This is a genomic window from Streptomyces sp. NBC_01296, assembly GCF_035984415.1.
GTDB lineage: Bacteria > Actinomycetota > Actinomycetes > Streptomycetales > Streptomycetaceae > Streptomyces.
Map to the genome: position 1 here is coordinate 3969705 of NZ_CP130720.1, position 16179 is coordinate 3985883.

17 protein-coding genes are annotated in these 16179 nt (G+C 71.7%); 9 read left to right on the forward strand and 8 right to left on the reverse strand.

Going from position 1 to position 16179, the window contains the following annotated elements; translation table 11 throughout:
- The first annotated feature begins 91 nt into the window (after positions 1-91).
- The gene (locus OG299_RS17775; RefSeq protein ID WP_442817514.1) at positions 92-1777 is read left to right on the forward strand and encodes a DUF2637 domain-containing protein; all 1686 of its coding nucleotides are present in this window, start codon (positions 92-94) and stop codon (positions 1775-1777) included.
- Between the two features lie 92 nt (positions 1778-1869).
- On the opposite strand, the gene lysS is transcribed toward OG299_RS17775, so the two are convergent.
- Positions 1870-3600 carry a lysine--tRNA ligase gene (gene lysS, locus OG299_RS17780; RefSeq protein ID WP_327361979.1) on the reverse strand — a complete coding sequence of 577 codons (1731 nt, stop codon included), beginning with the start codon at positions 3598-3600 and terminating at the stop codon, positions 1870-1872.
- Between the two features lie 73 nt (positions 3601-3673).
- The gene (locus OG299_RS17785; RefSeq protein ID WP_266626730.1) at positions 3674-4213 is read right to left on the reverse strand and encodes a hypothetical protein; all 540 of its coding nucleotides are present in this window, start codon (positions 4211-4213) and stop codon (positions 3674-3676) included.
- 118 nt (positions 4214-4331) lie between these two features.
- Between OG299_RS17785 and argS the strand changes: the two genes are divergently transcribed.
- The 5 genes from argS to OG299_RS17810 all read left to right on the forward strand — a co-directional run bounded on the left by argS (position 4332) and on the right by OG299_RS17810 (position 8423).
- Complete coding sequence (gene argS, locus OG299_RS17790) at positions 4332-6104, forward strand: arginine--tRNA ligase (protein ID WP_266626731.1); 1773 nt, start codon at positions 4332-4334, stop codon at positions 6102-6104.
- A 67-nt stretch (positions 6105-6171) separates the two neighbouring features.
- Positions 6172-6957, forward strand: coding sequence for a hypothetical protein (locus OG299_RS17795; RefSeq protein ID WP_327361980.1), 786 nt, complete (start codon positions 6172-6174; stop codon positions 6955-6957).
- Positions 6958-7042: 85 nt separating this feature from the next.
- Complete coding sequence (locus OG299_RS17800; protein ID WP_266626733.1) at positions 7043-7471, forward strand: DUF3995 domain-containing protein; 429 nt, start codon at positions 7043-7045, stop codon at positions 7469-7471.
- A complete protein-coding gene (locus tag OG299_RS17805) occupies positions 7468-7977 on the forward strand; it encodes an RNA polymerase sigma factor (protein WP_266626734.1) in 510 nt (169 codons plus the stop codon). The genes OG299_RS17800 and OG299_RS17805 overlap by 4 nt, the downstream gene beginning before the upstream one ends.
- Complete coding sequence (locus OG299_RS17810) at positions 7974-8423, forward strand: hypothetical protein (protein WP_327361981.1); 450 nt, start codon at positions 7974-7976, stop codon at positions 8421-8423. Before OG299_RS17805 ends, OG299_RS17810 begins: the two co-directional genes overlap by 4 nt.
- Before the next feature lie 112 nt (positions 8424-8535).
- Here the strand turns inward: OG299_RS17810 and OG299_RS17815 are convergent, their stop codons facing one another.
- The 4 genes from OG299_RS17815 to OG299_RS17830 are packed head-to-tail and all read right to left on the reverse strand — an operon-like array spanning position 8536 to position 12729.
- Positions 8536-9816: an ABC transporter permease gene (locus OG299_RS17815; protein ID WP_266626736.1), complete on the reverse strand. Its 1281-nt coding sequence runs from the start codon at positions 9814-9816 to the stop codon at positions 8536-8538.
- Entirely contained in the window at positions 9813-10505 is a 693-nt protein-coding gene (locus OG299_RS17820) for an ABC transporter ATP-binding protein (protein WP_266626738.1), read from the reverse strand. Before OG299_RS17820 ends, OG299_RS17815 begins: the two co-directional genes overlap by 4 nt.
- Positions 10502-12238, reverse strand: coding sequence for a peptidoglycan-binding protein (locus OG299_RS17825; RefSeq protein ID WP_327361982.1), 1737 nt, complete (start codon positions 12236-12238; stop codon positions 10502-10504). The genes OG299_RS17820 and OG299_RS17825 overlap by 4 nt, the downstream gene beginning before the upstream one ends.
- Complete coding sequence (locus OG299_RS17830; RefSeq protein ID WP_266626742.1) at positions 12235-12729, reverse strand: hypothetical protein; 495 nt, start codon at positions 12727-12729, stop codon at positions 12235-12237. The genes OG299_RS17825 and OG299_RS17830 overlap by 4 nt, the downstream gene beginning before the upstream one ends.
- A gap of 209 nt (positions 12730-12938) precedes the next feature.
- Between OG299_RS17830 and OG299_RS17835 the strand changes: the two genes are divergently transcribed.
- From OG299_RS17835 to OG299_RS17845, 3 genes are all read left to right on the forward strand, one after another.
- A complete protein-coding gene (locus OG299_RS17835) occupies positions 12939-13334 on the forward strand; it encodes a hypothetical protein (protein WP_266626744.1) in 396 nt (131 codons plus the stop codon).
- A gap of 103 nt (positions 13335-13437) precedes the next feature.
- Positions 13438-14385 (forward strand): hypothetical protein, encoded by a 948-nt coding sequence (locus OG299_RS17840; RefSeq protein WP_327361983.1) that lies wholly within the window; start codon positions 13438-13440, stop codon positions 14383-14385.
- 288 nt (positions 14386-14673) lie between these two features.
- Positions 14674-15240 carry a DUF3152 domain-containing protein gene (locus OG299_RS17845; RefSeq protein ID WP_327361984.1) on the forward strand — a complete coding sequence of 189 codons (567 nt, stop codon included), beginning with the start codon at positions 14674-14676 and terminating at the stop codon, positions 15238-15240.
- 35 nt (positions 15241-15275) lie between these two features.
- Here OG299_RS17845 and OG299_RS17850 read toward each other — a convergent pair whose 3' ends face one another.
- Both OG299_RS17850 and OG299_RS17855 read right to left on the reverse strand, forming a co-directional pair.
- Positions 15276-15590, reverse strand: coding sequence for a helix-turn-helix domain-containing protein (locus OG299_RS17850; RefSeq protein ID WP_266626750.1), 315 nt, complete (start codon positions 15588-15590; stop codon positions 15276-15278).
- 247 nt (positions 15591-15837) lie between these two features.
- The gene (locus tag OG299_RS17855; protein WP_266626752.1) at positions 15838-16149 is read right to left on the reverse strand and encodes a hypothetical protein; all 312 of its coding nucleotides are present in this window, start codon (positions 16147-16149) and stop codon (positions 15838-15840) included.
- Positions 16150-16179 lie beyond the last annotated feature (30 nt).

The following is a 16179-nucleotide window of genomic DNA, read 5'->3' on the forward strand; positions in this document are numbered from 1 at the left end:
CGGGCGCTTAACGGGAGGCTGACATTCAGTCACCTGTGCAGTCACCCGTACGCTGTGCCTGCCGTAGCTCGACAAGGGGAGGGGATCGCGGGTGGCCGCGATGCAGCTGACTCGTACGCACCGGATACTCATCGGCGTCGTGGTCGCAGGAGCCGTGGTCATCGCGGGGATCGGTTTCGCCGGTTCGTACGCCGCGGTCCGCGCGCTCGCCCTGCAGAAGGGGTTCGGGAACTTCTCGCTGGTGTTCCCGATCGGCATCGACATGGGCATCTGCGTGCTGCTGGCGCTGGACCTGCTGCTGACGTGGATCCGGATCCCGTTCCCGCTGCTGCGCCAGACGGCGTGGCTGCTGACCGCGGCGACGATCGCGTTCAACGGCGCGGCGGCCTGGCCGGACCCGCTGGGTGTGGGCATGCACGCCGTCATCCCGATCCTGTTCGTGGTCACGGTGGAGGCGGCCCGGCACGCGGTGGGCCGGATCGCGGACATCACCGCGGACCGGCACATGGAGGGCGTGCGCATCACGCGCTGGCTGCTCTCCCCCCTCCCGACGTTCAAGCTGTGGCGCCGGATGAAGCTGTGGGAGCTGCGGTCGTACGAGCAGGCCGTCGGCATGGAGCAGGACCGGCTGATCTACCAGGCGCGGCTGCAGGCCCGGTACGGGCGGGCGTGGCGCCGCAAGGCCCCGGTGGACGCGCTGATGCCGCTCCGGCTGGCCCGGATCGGCGTCCCCCTCTCCCAGACGGCCCCGGAGGGCCTGGCGGCGGCGGGCATCGACCCGGCGCTGCTGCCCCCGGCGGCCGCGGCCATCGCGACGGGCGGGGCGATATCGACCCCGGCCTTGGCGGCGGGCTCGAGCGTGACGGGCATCCCGGGCCAGGCGGCCATACCGGGCCAGACCGGCCAGGCGGGCCTCGTCGGCGCAGCCGCCGGAATCCCCGGCCAGCCCGGCCAGCCCGGCCAGCCGGGCCTGGCCGCAGGCCAGCCGGGCCTCGTCGGCGCGGCCACGGCCATCCCCGGCCAGCCGGGCCTCGTCGGCGCGGCCACGGCCATCCCCGGCCAGCCGGGCCTCGTCGGCGCGGCCACGGGCATCCCCGGCCAGCCGGGCCTTGTCGGTGCGGCCACGGGCATCCCCGGCCAGCCGGGCCTTGTCGGTGCGGCCGCCGGAATCCCCGGCCAGCCGGGCCAGGCCGCGCCGCAGGCGCCGGCCTCCGCGTACGCCCCCGGGGCGGAGCCCCACCCGGGGTCTGGGGCGGAGCCCCAGTTTCGGGAAGGGGCGGGTAGGGGAGCAGCCCCGCAGGGCCACACCCCACTCCCCTTCGCGGTGGACCCGACGGCCATGCCCGCCGCCCACGACAGCGCCTGGTTCGCCGCCCCGCTGGCCCCGCAGGCCGCGTACGAGGGCGGGTACAACCCCCAGTACGTAGAGGGCCTGGAGCCGACCCCGGTCATGCCCCCGACCGGCCCGGACGAGGACGTTCCGCAGCAGGAGCAGCTCCCCGTACCGCCTGCCGCAAATGGCGATGGTTCCGACGCCGACTCCGAGTCCGATTCCGACTCCGGCTTCGACCAGGTCAAGTTCAACGAGGCGGCCTACGAGGTGTTCCGCTCGTACCTCGACGAGCACTCCGACTTCCCGACCCCGGAGCAGGTGGACATACACCTCTCGGACCGCCACGGGATCGACCACCCGCGCAGCTCCTCGATGATCCGCAAGCTCATGCCGGGCCTGAAGCTGCGCTACCAGCGCGAGCTGGAGAACGAGCACATCGCCTGAGCCGGACAGCACGCGGCAAGCAGCACGCAGCACGCACGCGGAAGGGCCCGCACCCCCGAGGGGGTACGGGCCCTTCCGCATCCACCTCTGCGTCAGGCGGCGAGCAGCTTGCGCACCCGGTCCGCCCCGACCGCCAGAAGCAGCGTGGGCAGGCGCGGCCCGGTCTCCCGGGTGACGAGCAGGCGGTACAGCAGCGCGAAGAACGAGCGCTGTGCGACCTTGAGCTCGGGGGTGGGCTTGGCGTCGGGCTCCAGGCCCGCCATCACCTTCGGGACGCCGTAGACGAGCGTGGTGAGCCCGTCGAGCGACCAGTGCGAGTCCAGCCCGTCCACGAGCAGCCGCAGCGACTCGCGGCCCTCGTCGTCCAGCGAGGACAACAGCTCGGTGTCGGGCTCCTCGCGCACGAGGGTCCGCTGGTCGGCCGGGACCTGGGTGGTGATCCAGTTCTCGGCGCGGTCCAGGCGCGGCCGTACCTCGTCCAGCGAGGTCAGCGGCTGCGACGGGTCCAGGTCGGCCAGGATGCGCAGGGTCTGCTCGTCGTGCCCGGCGGTGATGTCCACGACCGACGCGAGGGTCCGGTACGGGAGCGGGCGCGGGGTGCGCGGCAGCTCGTGCGAGGCGACGCGTACGGCGCGGGTGTGTGCGGCGGCGTCGGCCGGCAGCACGGAGCCGTCGGCGACCTTGGCCTCGAGCTTGTCCCACTCGTCGTACAGCCGCTGGATCTCCTGGTCGAAGGCGATCTTGAAGGACTGGTTCGGCTTGCGGCGGGCGTACAGCCAGCGCAGCAGCTGCGGCTCCATGATCTTCAGCGCGTCGGCCGGGGTCGGGACCCCGCCCTTCGACGAGGACATCTTGGCCATGCCGCTGATGCCGACGAACGCGTACATCGGTCCGATCGGCTGCTCGCCGCCGAAGATGTGCACGATCTGGCCGCCGACCTGGAAGGACGAGCCGGGCGAGGAGTGGTCGACGCCCGAGGGCTCGAAGATCACGCCCTCGAAGGCCCAGCGCATCGGCCAGTCGACCTTCCAGACCAGCTTGCCGCGCTTGAACTCGCTGAGCTTGACGGTCTCGGTGAACTCGTCCTCGGTGCAGACGTAGGTCAGCTCGGTCGTCTCGTCGTTGTAGGACGTCACCTTGGTGAAGTCCTTGCCGCACTGGCCGCAGTACGGCTTGTACGGGAAGTACCCGCCCTCGGCGCTGCTGCCGTCGTCCTCGGCGGCCGCGCCGGAGCCCTCGGCGGCCTCCAGCTCGGCCTCGTCGACCTGCTTCTGCTGGGGCTTCTTGCCGCCCGGCTTCTGCTTGGTGCGGTACTGGTCGAGGACGGCGTCGATGTCGCCGCGGTGCTTCATCGCGAACAGGACCTGCTCGCGGTACGCGCCGGAGGTGTACTGCTCGGTCTGGCTGATCGGGTCGTACTCGACGCCCAGCTCGTCCAGCGCCTCGACCATGGCGGCCTTGAAGTGCTCGGCCCAGGTCGCGTACGCCGATCCGGCCGGGGCCGGGACGGCGGTCAGCGGCATGCCGATGTACTGGCCGTAGGTCTCGGGGTCGACGCCGGGGATGCCGGCCGGCACCTTGCGGTAGCGGTCGTAGTCGTCCCAGGACAGGACGTGCCGGACCTCGAACCCGCGGCGGCGGATCTCGTCGGCGACCAGGTGCGGGGTCATGACCTCGCGGAGGTTGCCCAGGTGGATCGGGCCGGAGGGGGAGAGTCCGGACGCGACGACGACAGGTTTGCCGGGTGCTCGGCGCTCCGCCTCGGCGATGACCTCGTCCGCGAAACGGGAGACCCAGTCGGTCTCGGTGCTGCTCTGAGCCACGACACGTCCTTCTATCTCGAATGCTGGCTTCAGCCATTCTCCCAGACGGAAGCAGCCCCTCCGAGGTTGCCTGTCAGCACGCGCCGAGCGGAATCCGCCCGAACCGCTGCACGGCGGCGAGGATCTGCGGCCCGGTGGCGTCCAGCGTCTGGGGCATCAGCACGAGGGGGCTGCCGTACCGGCGGGTGTACGCGGCCGCCCTGCGCGCGGGCCGGCTGAAGGGCACCCCGTCGGGCACCACCGGCAGCTCGACCCCCGGGCGGGGAACCAGCACCACGACGCCCTTCACCCTGCGGACCCCGCTCAGGTCGGACCACGGCGTGGCGGGCCCGACTGCGACGGTGACCCCGTACGCGTCCAGCCGGACCAGCGGTCCCCGGGCGCGTAGCCGGACATGCACGACCAGCAGGAACACGAGGGCCACGGCCATGAGGGCGCAGGAGCCCACGGCCAGGAGGCGGCCGAAGCCGTCGGGTGCGGTGACGAGCCTCCCGACGCAGGGGGACCCGATCAGCAGCATGACGAGTGCTGGGCGGCCGTGTCCGACGGCGCGGAGCTCAAGCGGTCCGACCTCGGGGAGAGCCGCGGCGCCGTGCAGGGTGATCCGGTCCATCCCGGCACTGTAGTGACGGGGAAATCCCGGATTGCGGGTGGGCCCCGCGTGGGATACTCGGGGCTTGTCGGAACAACCAAGTGCAGCTTCAGGCACGACCTCACAGGAACGGCAGCTCATGGCCTCGGTCCCTTCCCTCGCTTCTTCGGTCAATCAGCGCGTCGCGGACGCCCTCGCCTCGGCCCTGCCGGAGGCCGGTGGCGCCGACCCGCTGCTGCGACGAAGCGACCGGGCCGACTTCCAGGCCAACGGCATCCTGGCGCTCGCGAAGAAGGCCAAGGCCAACCCGCGCGAGCTGGCGACGACCGTGGTCGAGGGCATCGCCTCCGGTGACCTGATCAAGGACATCGAGGTCTCGGGCCCCGGCTTCCTCAACATCACCGTCTCCGACCGGGCGATCATGGAGACCCTCGCCGCCCGCGCCGGCGACGACCGCCTCGGTGTCCCGTACGCCGCGAACGCGGGCACGACCGTCATCGACTACGCGCAGCCGAACGTCGCGAAGGAGATGCACGTCGGCCACCTGCGGTCGGCGGTCATCGGCGCGGCGATGGTCGAGATCCTGGAGTTCACGGGCGAGAAGGTGGTCCGGCGCCACCACATCGGCGACTGGGGCACCCAGTTCGGCATGCTCATCCAGTACCTGCTGGAGCACCCGCACGAGCTGGACCACAAGTCGGACGCGGAGGTCTCCGGCGAGGAGGCCATGTCCAACCTGAACCGGCTGTACAAGGCCTCGCGGGCGCTCTTCGACTCGAACGAGGAGTTCAAGACGCGGGCCCGGGCGCGGGTCGTCGAACTCCAGGCGGGCGAGGCGGAGACCCTCGCGATGTGGCAGCGGTTCGTCGACGAGTCGAAGATCTACTTCTACTCCGTCTTCGACAAGCTGGACATGGACATCCAGGACGCGGACGTCGTCGGCGAGTCCGGCTACAACGACATGCTGGTCGAGACGTGCAAGCTGCTGGAGGACTCGGGCGTCGCCGTCCGCTCCAACGGCGCGCTGTGCGTGTTCTTCGACGAGTACAAGGGCCCGGACGGCAACCCGACCCCGCTGATCGTCCAGAAGTCGGACGGCGGCTTCGGCTACGCCGCGACCGACCTGTCGGCGATCCGCGACCGCGTCGGCAACCTGAAGGCCGACACCCTCATCTACGTGGTCGACGCCCGCCAGTCGCTCCACTTCAAGATGGTCTTCGAGACGGCCCGCCGCGCGGGCTGGCTGAACGACGAGGTCAAGGCCGTGCAGCTGGCCTTCGGCACGGTCCTCGGCAAGGACGGCAAGCCGTTCAAGACCCGTGAGGGCGAGACGGTCCGGCTGGTCGACCTGCTCGACGAGGCCGTGGAGCGGGCGACCACCGTGGTCCGGGAGAAGGACAAGGGGCGCGGCTTCCTCGGCGAGCAGGAGATCGTCGAGAACGGCCTCCAGGTCGGCATCGGCGCGGTCAAGTACGCGGACCTCTCCACCTCCGCCGCGCGCGACTACAAGTTCGACCTGGACCAGATGGTCTCGCTGACCGGTGACACGTCCGTGTACATCCAGTACGCGTACGCCCGGCTCCGGTCCATCCTGCGCAACGCGGGCGACCGTTCCCCGGTGGCCCACCCGGAGCTGGCGCTGGCCCCGGCCGAGCGCGCGCTGGGCCTGCACCTGGACCAGTTCGGCGAGGTGATCGCCGAGGCGGCCGCGGAGCACGCCCCGCACAAGGTGGCCGCGTACCTGTACCAGCTGTCCTCGCTGTGCACGACGTTCTACACCGAGTGCCCGGTCGTGAAGCCGGAGCCGGAGCTCGTCGTCGGCGAGAACCGCCTGTTCCTGTGCGAGCTGACCGCCCGCACGCTCACGAAGGGCATGTCCCTGCTGGGGATCCGCACTCCCGAGCGCCTCTGACCCTGTTCGCGGGGCACGCAGCTCCGTACGATCGGCCTTCCCGTCCTGACGGCAGGGGAGGCCGATCGTGAACGGTTCACAGGGTTTACAGCTGGCGCGCGCCGCGCTGAGGGTGCTGACCGGCGCCGGGGGCGGCACCCCGGCACGGTCCGCGCTCGAGGCGCGCGTACGGGTCCACGTGGAGGACCGGCTGCGCAGCGGCGCGCTGGGTACCGCCGTGCTGACGAAGCTGCGCGACGAGCCGGGTGACGCGTCCACGGCCATCGCCCTACCGGTACTGGCGGACGAGATCTCTCGCGACCCGGCGTTCGGGGACACCCTGAACGACCTGCTGGAACAGTTGCTGGGCGGACCGGCGGCCGTGGCGGCGTACGGAGTTCAGCCCGCCGGGAGCGCGGCCGCGGGCTCCACCGCCGCGCTGGGGTCGATCGGCCTGAGCTCGGTGACGGCGCACCAGATCCCGTTCCATCCGCCCCAGGCCCCACCGCCGCCCGCGGCGCCCGTGCCACCCTTGCCGCCTCAGGTGGTGGTGGTCCCGCCGATGCCCGCGTACCGGCCGTACCGCTCGAGCGCGTGGCTGGTCTTCATGCTCGGGCTGCCGCAGTTCGCGTTCTTCGCCTGCGTGGGCGGCCTCGTGGTCGCATTCGCGCCCAGGGGTATGTCCCTCACCATCGCCTTCCCCATCGGGATCGTTTCGCTGCTCATGGCCCTCTTCGGCCTCATCCGCGGCCTGTTCCTCTTCCGCGGCCCCTCCAGCGTGCTGCTGTACGTGGGTACGACGCTGAACCTCTTCGTCGTGGTCGTACTGCTTCTCGCCCCGGGGTTCGGCAGCATCCTCCGGAGCAGCTTCTGAACCGAATGTGACGCGGCACACAGGGAACGTTCCACACGTGCGCCTCCTCTTCGGGGTGTTGGTTCTCGACACCGAGGGGGCACTCATGAAGGACACATCGCGGCGGCGCACGGGAGCGGCGCTCGCCGGGCTGCTGGCCGTGGACGGGCTGGCGCACCTGTACTGGGCCACCGGGCGGACCTGGCCCGCGGCGAGCGAGCGCAGCCTGTCCCTCGCCGTCCTCGGCACGGAGGTCTCCTTCGCCCCACCCGTCGTCCTCCCGCTGGCGGGGCTCACGCTGACGGCCGCGGGGGCCGTCCTCGCGCACGCCCACGGCCGCGGCGGGCGCGTCACACGGGTGGCCACGGGGGCCGTCGCGGCCGGGCTGGCCGTACGGGGCCTCGCCGGCCTGGGGTGGGCGGCCGGGCTCCTCGACAGCCCGGCCGGCCCGTTCCACACGCTGAACCTCGCCCTCTACACGCCCGCCTGCCTCGGCTTCGGCTGGGCGGCCGCCCGGCTGGCCCGCGCCCGGTGACCCCCGCGGAACGCGACCGCGGCGTCGCCCTCGCCCGGGCCGCCCTCGCCGGCAACACCCTCGCGATGCACGACCTGCTCGACCACCTCACCCCGTACATCGCCCGCATCTGCACCCCCATCGCCCTCGCGGACGGCCCGGACGCCTGCCAGGAGGCCCTGGTGGCGGTCTTCCGCGCCCTGCGGTCGCTGCGCGATCCGGAGACCCTGTACGGCTGGGTCCGCGCCATCGCCGTTCGCGAGGCGGTCCGCACCGCCCGCCGCGCGGCCCGCGCCCGCCCCGCCGAACTCGCCGACCTGCCCGGCCCCGGGGACCCCGAGCTCGCCGCCGACATCGACGACGTCCTGGCCCGCCTCTCGCCCGACCACCGGGCCGTCCTGGTCCTGCGGGACGTGGAGGGCCTGGACGAGGAGTCCGCGGCAGCCCTCCTCGGCGTCCCGCCGGGCACCGCCAAATCCCGGCTGCACCGGGCCCGTACGAGCTTCCGAAGGGCATGGTCCGCATGACGTACGCACTCGACGAGGTGAACCGCCTCCGGATCATGGCGGCGGGAGTCCGGGGCGCCCGCGTGGCCGAACGGGTCATTCCGGCCCCCCTGGACGCCGTCTGGGCGGTGATGGGCGACCTGGAGGGCGAGTTCGGCCGCTTCCAGCCGGACATGCGCAGCATCCGCGTCCTGCGGGTGGCTGGCGACCGGGTGGAGGCGCTGGCCCGCAGCAAGTACGGCTTCCGCGCCCACTTCCGGGGGGTGCTGCGCCCGGGCTGGTGCTGGCTGCAGAGCCGTTTCATCATCATCGGCATGGCGGCCGCCCCCGACCCGTCGGGCGGCACCCGCGTGGCCCTGACGGGCGGCGTACGGGTCCCCGGCCGCGCGGCGATCGTCCCGTTCGGGGCGCAGCGCGAACTGGAGCTGGCGGCGGAACGGCTGAAGGCCCGGGTCGGCGGCCCGTGAGGCATGGGGCGGTGGCCCGTGCAGGCCCGGAGCAGCCGCCCGTGCGGCCCGGGACGGTGGCGGCTCCTGGCGCGCCGCGGCCCGGGCCTGCACGGGGTCACAGGCATCGGCCTCAGCGCCGGAGCGCCTCCGCGGGCTGGATGCGGGCGGCCCGCCCGGCGGGGTAGAGCCCGGCCAGGACGCCGGTGATCAGGCCGAGGAGGGGCGCGGTCGCGACGGTCGCCGGGTGGATGACGGGCGTCCAGTCCCGGATGACGGCGACGCCCACCACGGTCAGGGTGCCCAGGGAGGTGCCGACGAGCCCGCCGAGGGCACCCAACGCGCCCGATTCCGCGAGGAACTGGGCGGTGACGTGCCGTCCGCGCGCTCCCAGGGCCCGGCGCAGGCCGATCTCCCCCGTCCGTTCCAGGACGGCGACCAGGGTGGTGTTGGCGATGCCGACCGCGCCGATGACCAGGCAGATCCCGGCCAGGACCAGGAAGAGCTGTTCGAGGTCGGAGGTGACCCCGCTGCGCAGGGTGCGCGGGTCGGGGGGCGGTACGGCCTTGAGGTACTCGGGGTGGTCGGGGCGCAGCGCGGTGGGGGCGAGGCGGGCGACCTGCTGGGCGGCGCCGATGTCGGTCGCGATGAGCATGGTGGTGCCGGTGCCCTCGGGCGGCCCCCAGATGTCCTCCGCGGTGGTGCGCGGAACCATGACCGACAGGAGGAGGTCGGCCTTGCGCTCCACGTCGTCGATGATCCCGATCACGGTGAACGGCTCCGTTCCGATGAAGACGGCCGGGCGGGTGTCCAGGGTGGTGATGCCGAGGCGGGCGGCCGTGCCCGAGCCGAGGACGGCCACGCGCTGCTTGGTGCGGGAGTGGTACTCGTCGTAGAGGCGGCCCTGGGCCATCCGCGGAACCGCGGCCTGCAGCGCGCCGGGGGAGGCCGCGACCACGTCGGTGCGTTCGCCCCCGCCCTGGGCGCCGCCGACCGGGGCGGCGCGGACGCCGCCGGCGTTGCTGTCGAGGCGGACGGTGTAGAAGACACCCGCGTGCCGGACCCCGTTGAGGCGCTCGACGCGGAGGTCGGCGTCCGCCGGGAAACCGGGCCCGGCGAAGTTGTTCTTCTCCCTGGCGATGTCCTCGACGCTCACCTCGGTGGCGGTGAGCAGGTTGAAGCGGCTGTCGATCTGGGACGAGGTGGTGGCGGTCAGCCCGAGGACGGCGACGAAGGTTCCGACGCCGAGCACCGTCCCGAGGGCGGTCAGCGCCGAGCGGGCCGGGCGCTGCAGTACCCCGGCGAAGGCCTCCCCGACGGTATCGCGCACGGTGAGCCGGGAGGGCTCGATCCGGTCGGCGGCACGGGAGCGGCGCCGCCGGAACGGGGGCAGCTTGATGGAGGGCAGCGTCATACGGGTGCCTGTTCGCGCAGTACGCCGTCGCGGATCGCGACGGTACGGCCGCCGTGCGCGGCGACCTCGTGGTCGTGGGTGATGACCAGCACGGTCATCCCGTCGGTGTGGAGCTCGTCCAGGAGGGCCAGCACGGTGTCGGCGTTGGCGGAGTCGAGGTTTCCGGTGGGTTCGTCGCACAGCAGCAGGGACGGCCGGGCGACCAGGGCCCGGGCGATGGCCACCCGCTGGCGTTCTCCGCCGGACAGGCGGGAGGGCACCGCGGAGAGGCGGTGGCCGAGCCCGACCCGGGTGAGGGCTTCCCGAGCGCGGGCGGGGCGCTCCTTGCGCGGCACCCCGTTGTAGAACATCGCCAGGGCCACGTTCTCCAGGGCCGAGCGGTGGGGCAGCAGGTGGAAGGACTGGAAGACGAATCCGATGCGGCGGCCGCGCAGGGCGGTCCGGTCGCTGTCGCCGAGTGCGCCGGTGTCGAGGCCGTCGAGGAGGTACTGGCCCTCGGTGGGTGCGTCGAGCAGGCCGGCGATGTTGAGGAAGGTCGACTTGCCGGAGCCCGAGGGGCCGACGACCGTGACGAACTCGCCGCGCCGGATGGTGAGGTCACACGGTTTGAACGCGGCCACCGGAGGCGGGCCCGGGTAGGTCAGGCCCGCCTGCCGGAACTCGATGACGGGTGGTGCGGCCTCGGTCATGACCCGCCGCCGCCCTGGGAACCGCCGCTCTTGGAACCGCCGCTCTTGGAGCCGCTGTCACCGCCGCCGGTCGTTCCCCCGGTCTTCCCGCCCGTCTGCTTGCCGGCGACGCCCGGATTGATGCCGGTGACGACCGAGTCGCCTTCCGCGAGAGCGCCGTCCGCGGCGGGCCGGACCTCCACGTAGCCGTCGCCGGTGGTCCCGGGCCGGACCTCGACCCGGCGCTGGGTTCCCTTGCCGTCCACGACGGTGACGATGGTGCGGCCGTCGGCCCCGGCGGAGACGGCGGAGACCGGGACGACCAGCGCGTTGCCGTCGGTCGCGGCGGCTTCCACCGTCAGCCGTACGTCCTGGCCGACGAGCTTGGCGTCCAGCGGGGCGAGGGGCCGTACGAGGAGCTCGTACCCGGCCGGTCCACCGGGGGCGGGAGCCTGCTGGCCCTGGCCCTGGCCGCCGGTGGACCCGGTGCCCGGTGCGGGCGCCGGCGCCGACTGCGGGGTGTCCGCGACGGACTGCACCTCGGCGGCCGCCGTGACTCCGCTGACCTCGGAGAGGATCTCGACCTTCTGGCCGGCGCGGACCAGGCCCTTCTGGTGTTCCTGGAGCTGCGCGCGCACGACGAGCGCGCCCGCGGAGAGGGTCATCGCGCTGCCGCTGACCGGGGAGCCCGGGCGGACGGCGACGGAGTCGGCGCGGGCGGGGAAGGACTCCAGGAAGACGACCTCGCCGGCCGGGAGCATCGGTCCGGACGCCGCGCGGGCCTCGGTGAGGCGCTCACGGGCCTTGGTCAGGTCCGCCTGGGCGCGGGCCACCGTTCGGGCCCCGTCCTGGCCGGAGCCCTTGCCGCTGCCGGAACTCCCGGAACCCTCCGGGCCCTTGGTACCCGAGCCGCCCGTGGCGCCCGTACTCCCCGTGGCGCCCGTACTCCCCGTGGCGCCCGTACCTCCCGTGGTACCGGTGCTCCCCGTGCTCCCCGTACCGCCCTTGGCCGCGGCGCGGGCGTCCTCCAGGGAGCGCTCGGCGGACGTGACCGCGTCCTCGGCGGCCTTCAGGGCCTCGCCGCGGTCGGCGAGAGCGGGCAGCGGGTCGTAGCCGAGGGACTTGTAGAACGCTGCCAGCGCCGTCTTGGTCCCGGCCCCGAACGTGCCCGCCTTGTCGGAGCCCGTGCCGTGGCCGAGGTCGGCGAGCGCCTTCTGGAGCTGCTTGACGTCGTCACCGGTGGCGCCCGGCTTCAGGTCCCGGTACACGGGCAGCCGGCCCGGCAGCGCGAAGACGGGCCGGCCGGACACCTCCAGCAGCACCTTGCCCGCCTCGACCTGATCACCCTGCCGGACGGCGACCTTGGTGACGACGGGAGCGGCGGCGCCCTCCCCGCCGGTGGCGGTCGGGGTGAACTGGACGGCCTGGCCCGAGGTGACCGTCCCGCGCACGATGACGGTGTCCCGCAGCACGCGCTTCTCGACGCGTGCGATGAGTACGTCCAGGGGCGGCGGGCCGGCCTCCGCCGCGGTCTGCGCCGGCGACTTGATCACCAGCGAGGCGGCGACACCGGCAGCGGAGAGCAGGACCGCGCCCACCGCGACGGCCGCCACCCACGTACGGCGCCGGGACAGGCCGGCGGAGACCTCCGCGCCGTCGGGTTCTGCCGCAGGTTCGATCGGCTCGCTGTGCTCGGTGTGCTCGGTGTGCTCCGCGGCCTCGGAGGCCTCGGTGGGTTCGGGGTACCTCGTCATCCGGCCGCGCCCTGCCCCGGGTTCACGGCCCTGCCCTTGTCGCCGCACTTCTTCAGGGCCGCCATGCCCTGCGGCGAGTCCTTCAGACCGAGCTCTTCGATGGCGTGCTGGCCGGTCCGCGGATCGGGATCGGGGAAGTTCGCCACCCCGTTCGCCCGCATGCACTCCGTGTACGCCTTCGCCTCGGCCATCTGTCCAGCGGTCACCGGGGGGATCGACCGGCGACTGTCGCAGGCGGTTTCGGCTTCCTTCACCTTGGCCGGATCCGCCTTGGTCGAATCCACGACCGGAATATCGGAATCCGTTTCCTTCATCGGCAGCCCTTTTTCTTTGAGGCACCGGAAAAAGTCGGCCTGCTTGGGGTCGACCGCTCCCTTGGACTGCCCGGACTGCGGAACGGAAGTGGAAGACGAAGGCGAAGGCGAAGCGGAATCCCCGCCCGAGCAGCCGGCCAGCAGGAATAGGCCGGACAACAGAGCTGGGGCGGCCACGGATCGGACCCATCGAAATGGCACAGCAGGCCTCCTGAGGCATCTTGTATCAACGACACCCTAGGTGAAAAGAAAGATCATGCACCTGTACTCAGGGACAGTTGTGAAGGTCGGCCATGGCGTGATCCACTCCTCAACGGTTCGAAACCCGGCCCGACGGCCGAAATCTGGACCAGGAAAAGCCACAATGATTCGGAAAGAGATGGCTGATGAAGCTTCGTAATTCCCTCCGCTCCCTCGCGGCCGCCGGCCTGATCCTCGGCGCCATCGGCGTCAGTGCCGGTTCGGCCTCGGCCGCCGCCAAGGACGGCTGGCTCACCTCCGGGGAGCTGGGCCTGTTCTGCTACTCCAACCAGGGCAACTCCGTCTTCGACCTCTACACCTCCGAGGGCGACTTCCAGGACGACTACTTCAAGGGCTCGCAGAGCTGCGCCAACCACACCACGAACGACTACACGGAGTCCTTCTCGAGCAAGGACTCCTACACGTGGGACGTCTACACCGACGCGTGGGGCGGCGGCTCGGGCGGCTACATCTCCCCCAACACCAAGGGCAACTTCGGCTCGACCTTCTTCAACTCGGTCTCGTCGGCGTACGTCCGCTAGGCGCATCGGCCTAGACCTCGCACGCAAAACGGCAGCTCCGCCCGTAATCGCCGGGCGGAGCTGCCGCTTCGCGCATCCTAGCCGTCCCCGCATCGGAGCCACCATGTTCTTGCCGCGTTCCCCCCGTCCCGTTCTGACGGCCTCCGCAGCCGTACTGGCACTCCTGCTGACCGGGTGCTCGCAGTCGGACGGCGGCGACTCCGACAAGGAACCCGCGATCGGCGAGGTGCCCACGCTGCTCGAAAGCCGGAACCTCACCTTCCCGATCGCCTCGTACATGCCGGACGCCCGCCAGCTCGCCGTTCTCGACGAGGCGCAGGACGTACTCACCGACCAGTGCATGCAGCGCTACGGCTTCCGCTACCAGCTGCGGCGCAAGGCCGGCCCGGTGACCAGGGACTACAACCGGCGGTACGGACTCTCCGACCCGGCCGAGGCGGCCCGGTACGGCTACGACAACCCGCAGTTGGTCCGCACCGAGAGGCCTCCGCAGCCGCTCCTCGGACCCAACGAGGAGTTGGTGCTGCACGGGCTGCAGGTGGACCCCTCGCTGCCGGTTCCGATGAGCCAGGAGGAGGCGGAGAAGTCCGACGTGGCGACCACGGTCGTCGGCGGGCAGAAGGTGCCGGCGGGCGGTTGCGGACGCGAGGCCGCACTGAAGCTGCTGGCACCCACCAAGGACACCGTGGACTACATGTTCGTGCAGGGCTTCTCCACGGACTCCTACGCCCGCTCCCGGAAGGACAGCAGGGTCGTCAAGGCGTTCAAGTCCTGGAGCGCTTGCATGAAGGAGCGCGGATACACGGTCGACAACCCGATGGACCCACCGCCCGGCATCAACGACTCCAACAGGAACAGCCCGCAGGCGATCTCCACCGCCAAGCAGGACATCGACTGCAAGAAGCAGACCAACCTGGTGGGCACCTGGTACACGGTGGAAACCGCCTACCAGAAGCGGCTGATCGAGCAGAACGCCGAGACGCTGGACCGGGCGAAGAGGCAGCTCGACGAGCGCATGAAGCTCGCCGCCTCCCTGATCGCCGGCTCCTGACCCGTGGGGAAGCGAGCGGCCCTGCCGCCCCGCGCCGAGGCACGGCTCCGGAGGCGGAAACGTACCCTGGCCGCCACCGTCGTGGCCGCGGCGGGCCTGGCCGGCGCGAGTGCCGCCCTCGTGCTCCTGCCGGCACCGTCCGAACCGCCGGCGCGGGCGGCCCAGGGCAGCCGCCCGGCACCGGCACCGGCGCCCACGGCCTCTCCCTCACCTCCCGCCGCACCGCCGCCGTCACCTTCGCCGTCGCCCTCCCCCTCCCCTTCTCCCTCGGCGTCCCCCGGCACTGCCGTGCCGGACGCGGGACCGGGCACCTTCAGCGTCGCGGCGGCCGAGGGCAAGGCGTACGGGCAGGGCCGGATCCGCCGCTACCGGGTGGAGATCGAGGACGGCATCCGGCTGCCCGGGCCGCAGACCGCGCAGGAGGTGGCCGACATCCTCGGGAATCCGCGCGGCTGGACGAAGAACAAGGCCTACGGATTCCAGCTGGTCTCCTCGGGACCCGTGGACTTCACGATCAAGGTGGCCACGCCCGCGACCACCGACCGGCTGTGCGACGTGACCACGCCGGAGAGCCGCGGCAATGTGAACTGCCGGACGGGGCACACCGTCGTGGTCAACCTGAAGCGCTGGGTGCAGGGATCCCCCCAGTTCGACGGGCCGATCCAGGAGTACCGGGCCCTCATCGTCAACCATGAGGTCGGCCATGAAATAGGCCGCGGGCACGAGAGCTGCGCCGGGCCGCGCGCGCTCGCGCCCGCGATGATGCAGCAGATCAAGGGGCTGGACGGCTGCCTGCCCAACGCGTGGCCGTACGACGCTGCAGGGCGGTACGTGGAAGGACCGCCCGTACCGTGAGGGCCCGCCTCGGGAATGCCCGTCAGACGTGCCCGTCAGACATGCCCGGCAGGGCAGGTGGCGATGCGGTGGTGCACGGCGAGTAAACACGTCTGGACTCGGGACAGGCCGCCCAGTTTGCCGCGCATGTTCTCCAGATGGAATTTCACCGTGCGCACGGTCATCCCGAGCCTTTTTCCGAGCTCTTCGTTCGACGGACCGCACGTCATTTCCTTGAACATCTCAAGTTCCCGATCGGTAAGATCCGGGATCCGGAGAAATCCTTGACGGATCCATTCCGTTTCATTGTCCCAACGCTCGGGTTCGCCGAGTTTACAGTAGGGGCAGTACGGACTCGCTGAGGGTCTCACGCATTCCAGCCTGTAGCAGTGAAGAGGGCGCGGTGAAATCGGAACACCACCCCTAATCCTAACTTTTCCGACCCAGGCCAGCGCATCGGCCGTTTAACCAACTACTGATGAGTTGTCACCATCGCTTCCTCCGAAGGAAGCCTTTCCCTCACCGATCAGAGGAAGCCGGACACCGGATATCGGAATCGGCGTGGCCTGCTCACCGCCGCCGGTCTGCCGGATCCGCCTGGGCGAGCTTGAAGCAGAGCTAGCAGCGATACCCGTCGGGCACCTGCAACAGCGCCACGAACACCCACACCATCACCACGGCCCCGGCCAGGCCCCCGATCAGCCCGGCGGCCGGGTTCCGCCGCCCGACGTACCCGACGAGCACCCCCCACCAGGCCGTCGCGAGGAGCGCGAGCAGCGCCCCGTAGAAGAACAGGGCGAGGCCGTTGGCCGACCCGTTGACCCCGACGTCGCAGGCCCGCCACGCGGCATTCAGCAGCACCGCCCCGAGCACCCCCGTGCCCACCCCGGCCAGCGGGGCGATCAGGCAGCCCACCTGTCCGCGCGTCATCCGGCGTTCCCGATCCGACACATGAGCACT

Bases quoted from the DNA above. Each gene is read 5' to 3' on its own strand.
- OG299_RS17785 (WP_266626730.1), bottom strand. From the start codon at position 4,213: ATGGACCGGATCACCCTGCACGGCGCCGCGGCTCTCCCCGAGGTCGGA.
- argS (WP_266626731.1), top strand. From the start codon at position 4,332: ATGGCCTCGGTCCCTTCCCTCGCTTCTTCGGTCAATCAGCGCGTCGCG.
- OG299_RS17800 (WP_266626733.1), top strand. From the start codon at position 7,043: ATGAAGGACACATCGCGGCGGCGCACGGGAGCGGCGCTCGCCGGGCTG.
- OG299_RS17810 (WP_327361981.1), top strand. From the start codon at position 7,974: ATGACGTACGCACTCGACGAGGTGAACCGCCTCCGGATCATGGCGGCG.
- OG299_RS17815 (WP_266626736.1), bottom strand. From the start codon at position 9,816: ATGACGCTGCCCTCCATCAAGCTGCCCCCGTTCCGGCGGCGCCGCTCC.
- OG299_RS17820 (WP_266626738.1), bottom strand. From the start codon at position 10,505: ATGACCGAGGCCGCACCACCCGTCATCGAGTTCCGGCAGGCGGGCCTG.
- OG299_RS17825 (WP_327361982.1), bottom strand. From the start codon at position 12,238: ATGACGAGGTACCCCGAACCCACCGAGGCCTCCGAGGCCGCGGAGCAC.
- OG299_RS17835 (WP_266626744.1), top strand. From the start codon at position 12,939: ATGAAGCTTCGTAATTCCCTCCGCTCCCTCGCGGCCGCCGGCCTGATC.
- OG299_RS17840 (WP_327361983.1), top strand. From the start codon at position 13,438: ATGTTCTTGCCGCGTTCCCCCCGTCCCGTTCTGACGGCCTCCGCAGCC.
- OG299_RS17855 (WP_266626752.1), bottom strand. From the start codon at position 16,149: ATGACGCGCGGACAGGTGGGCTGCCTGATCGCCCCGCTGGCCGGGGTG.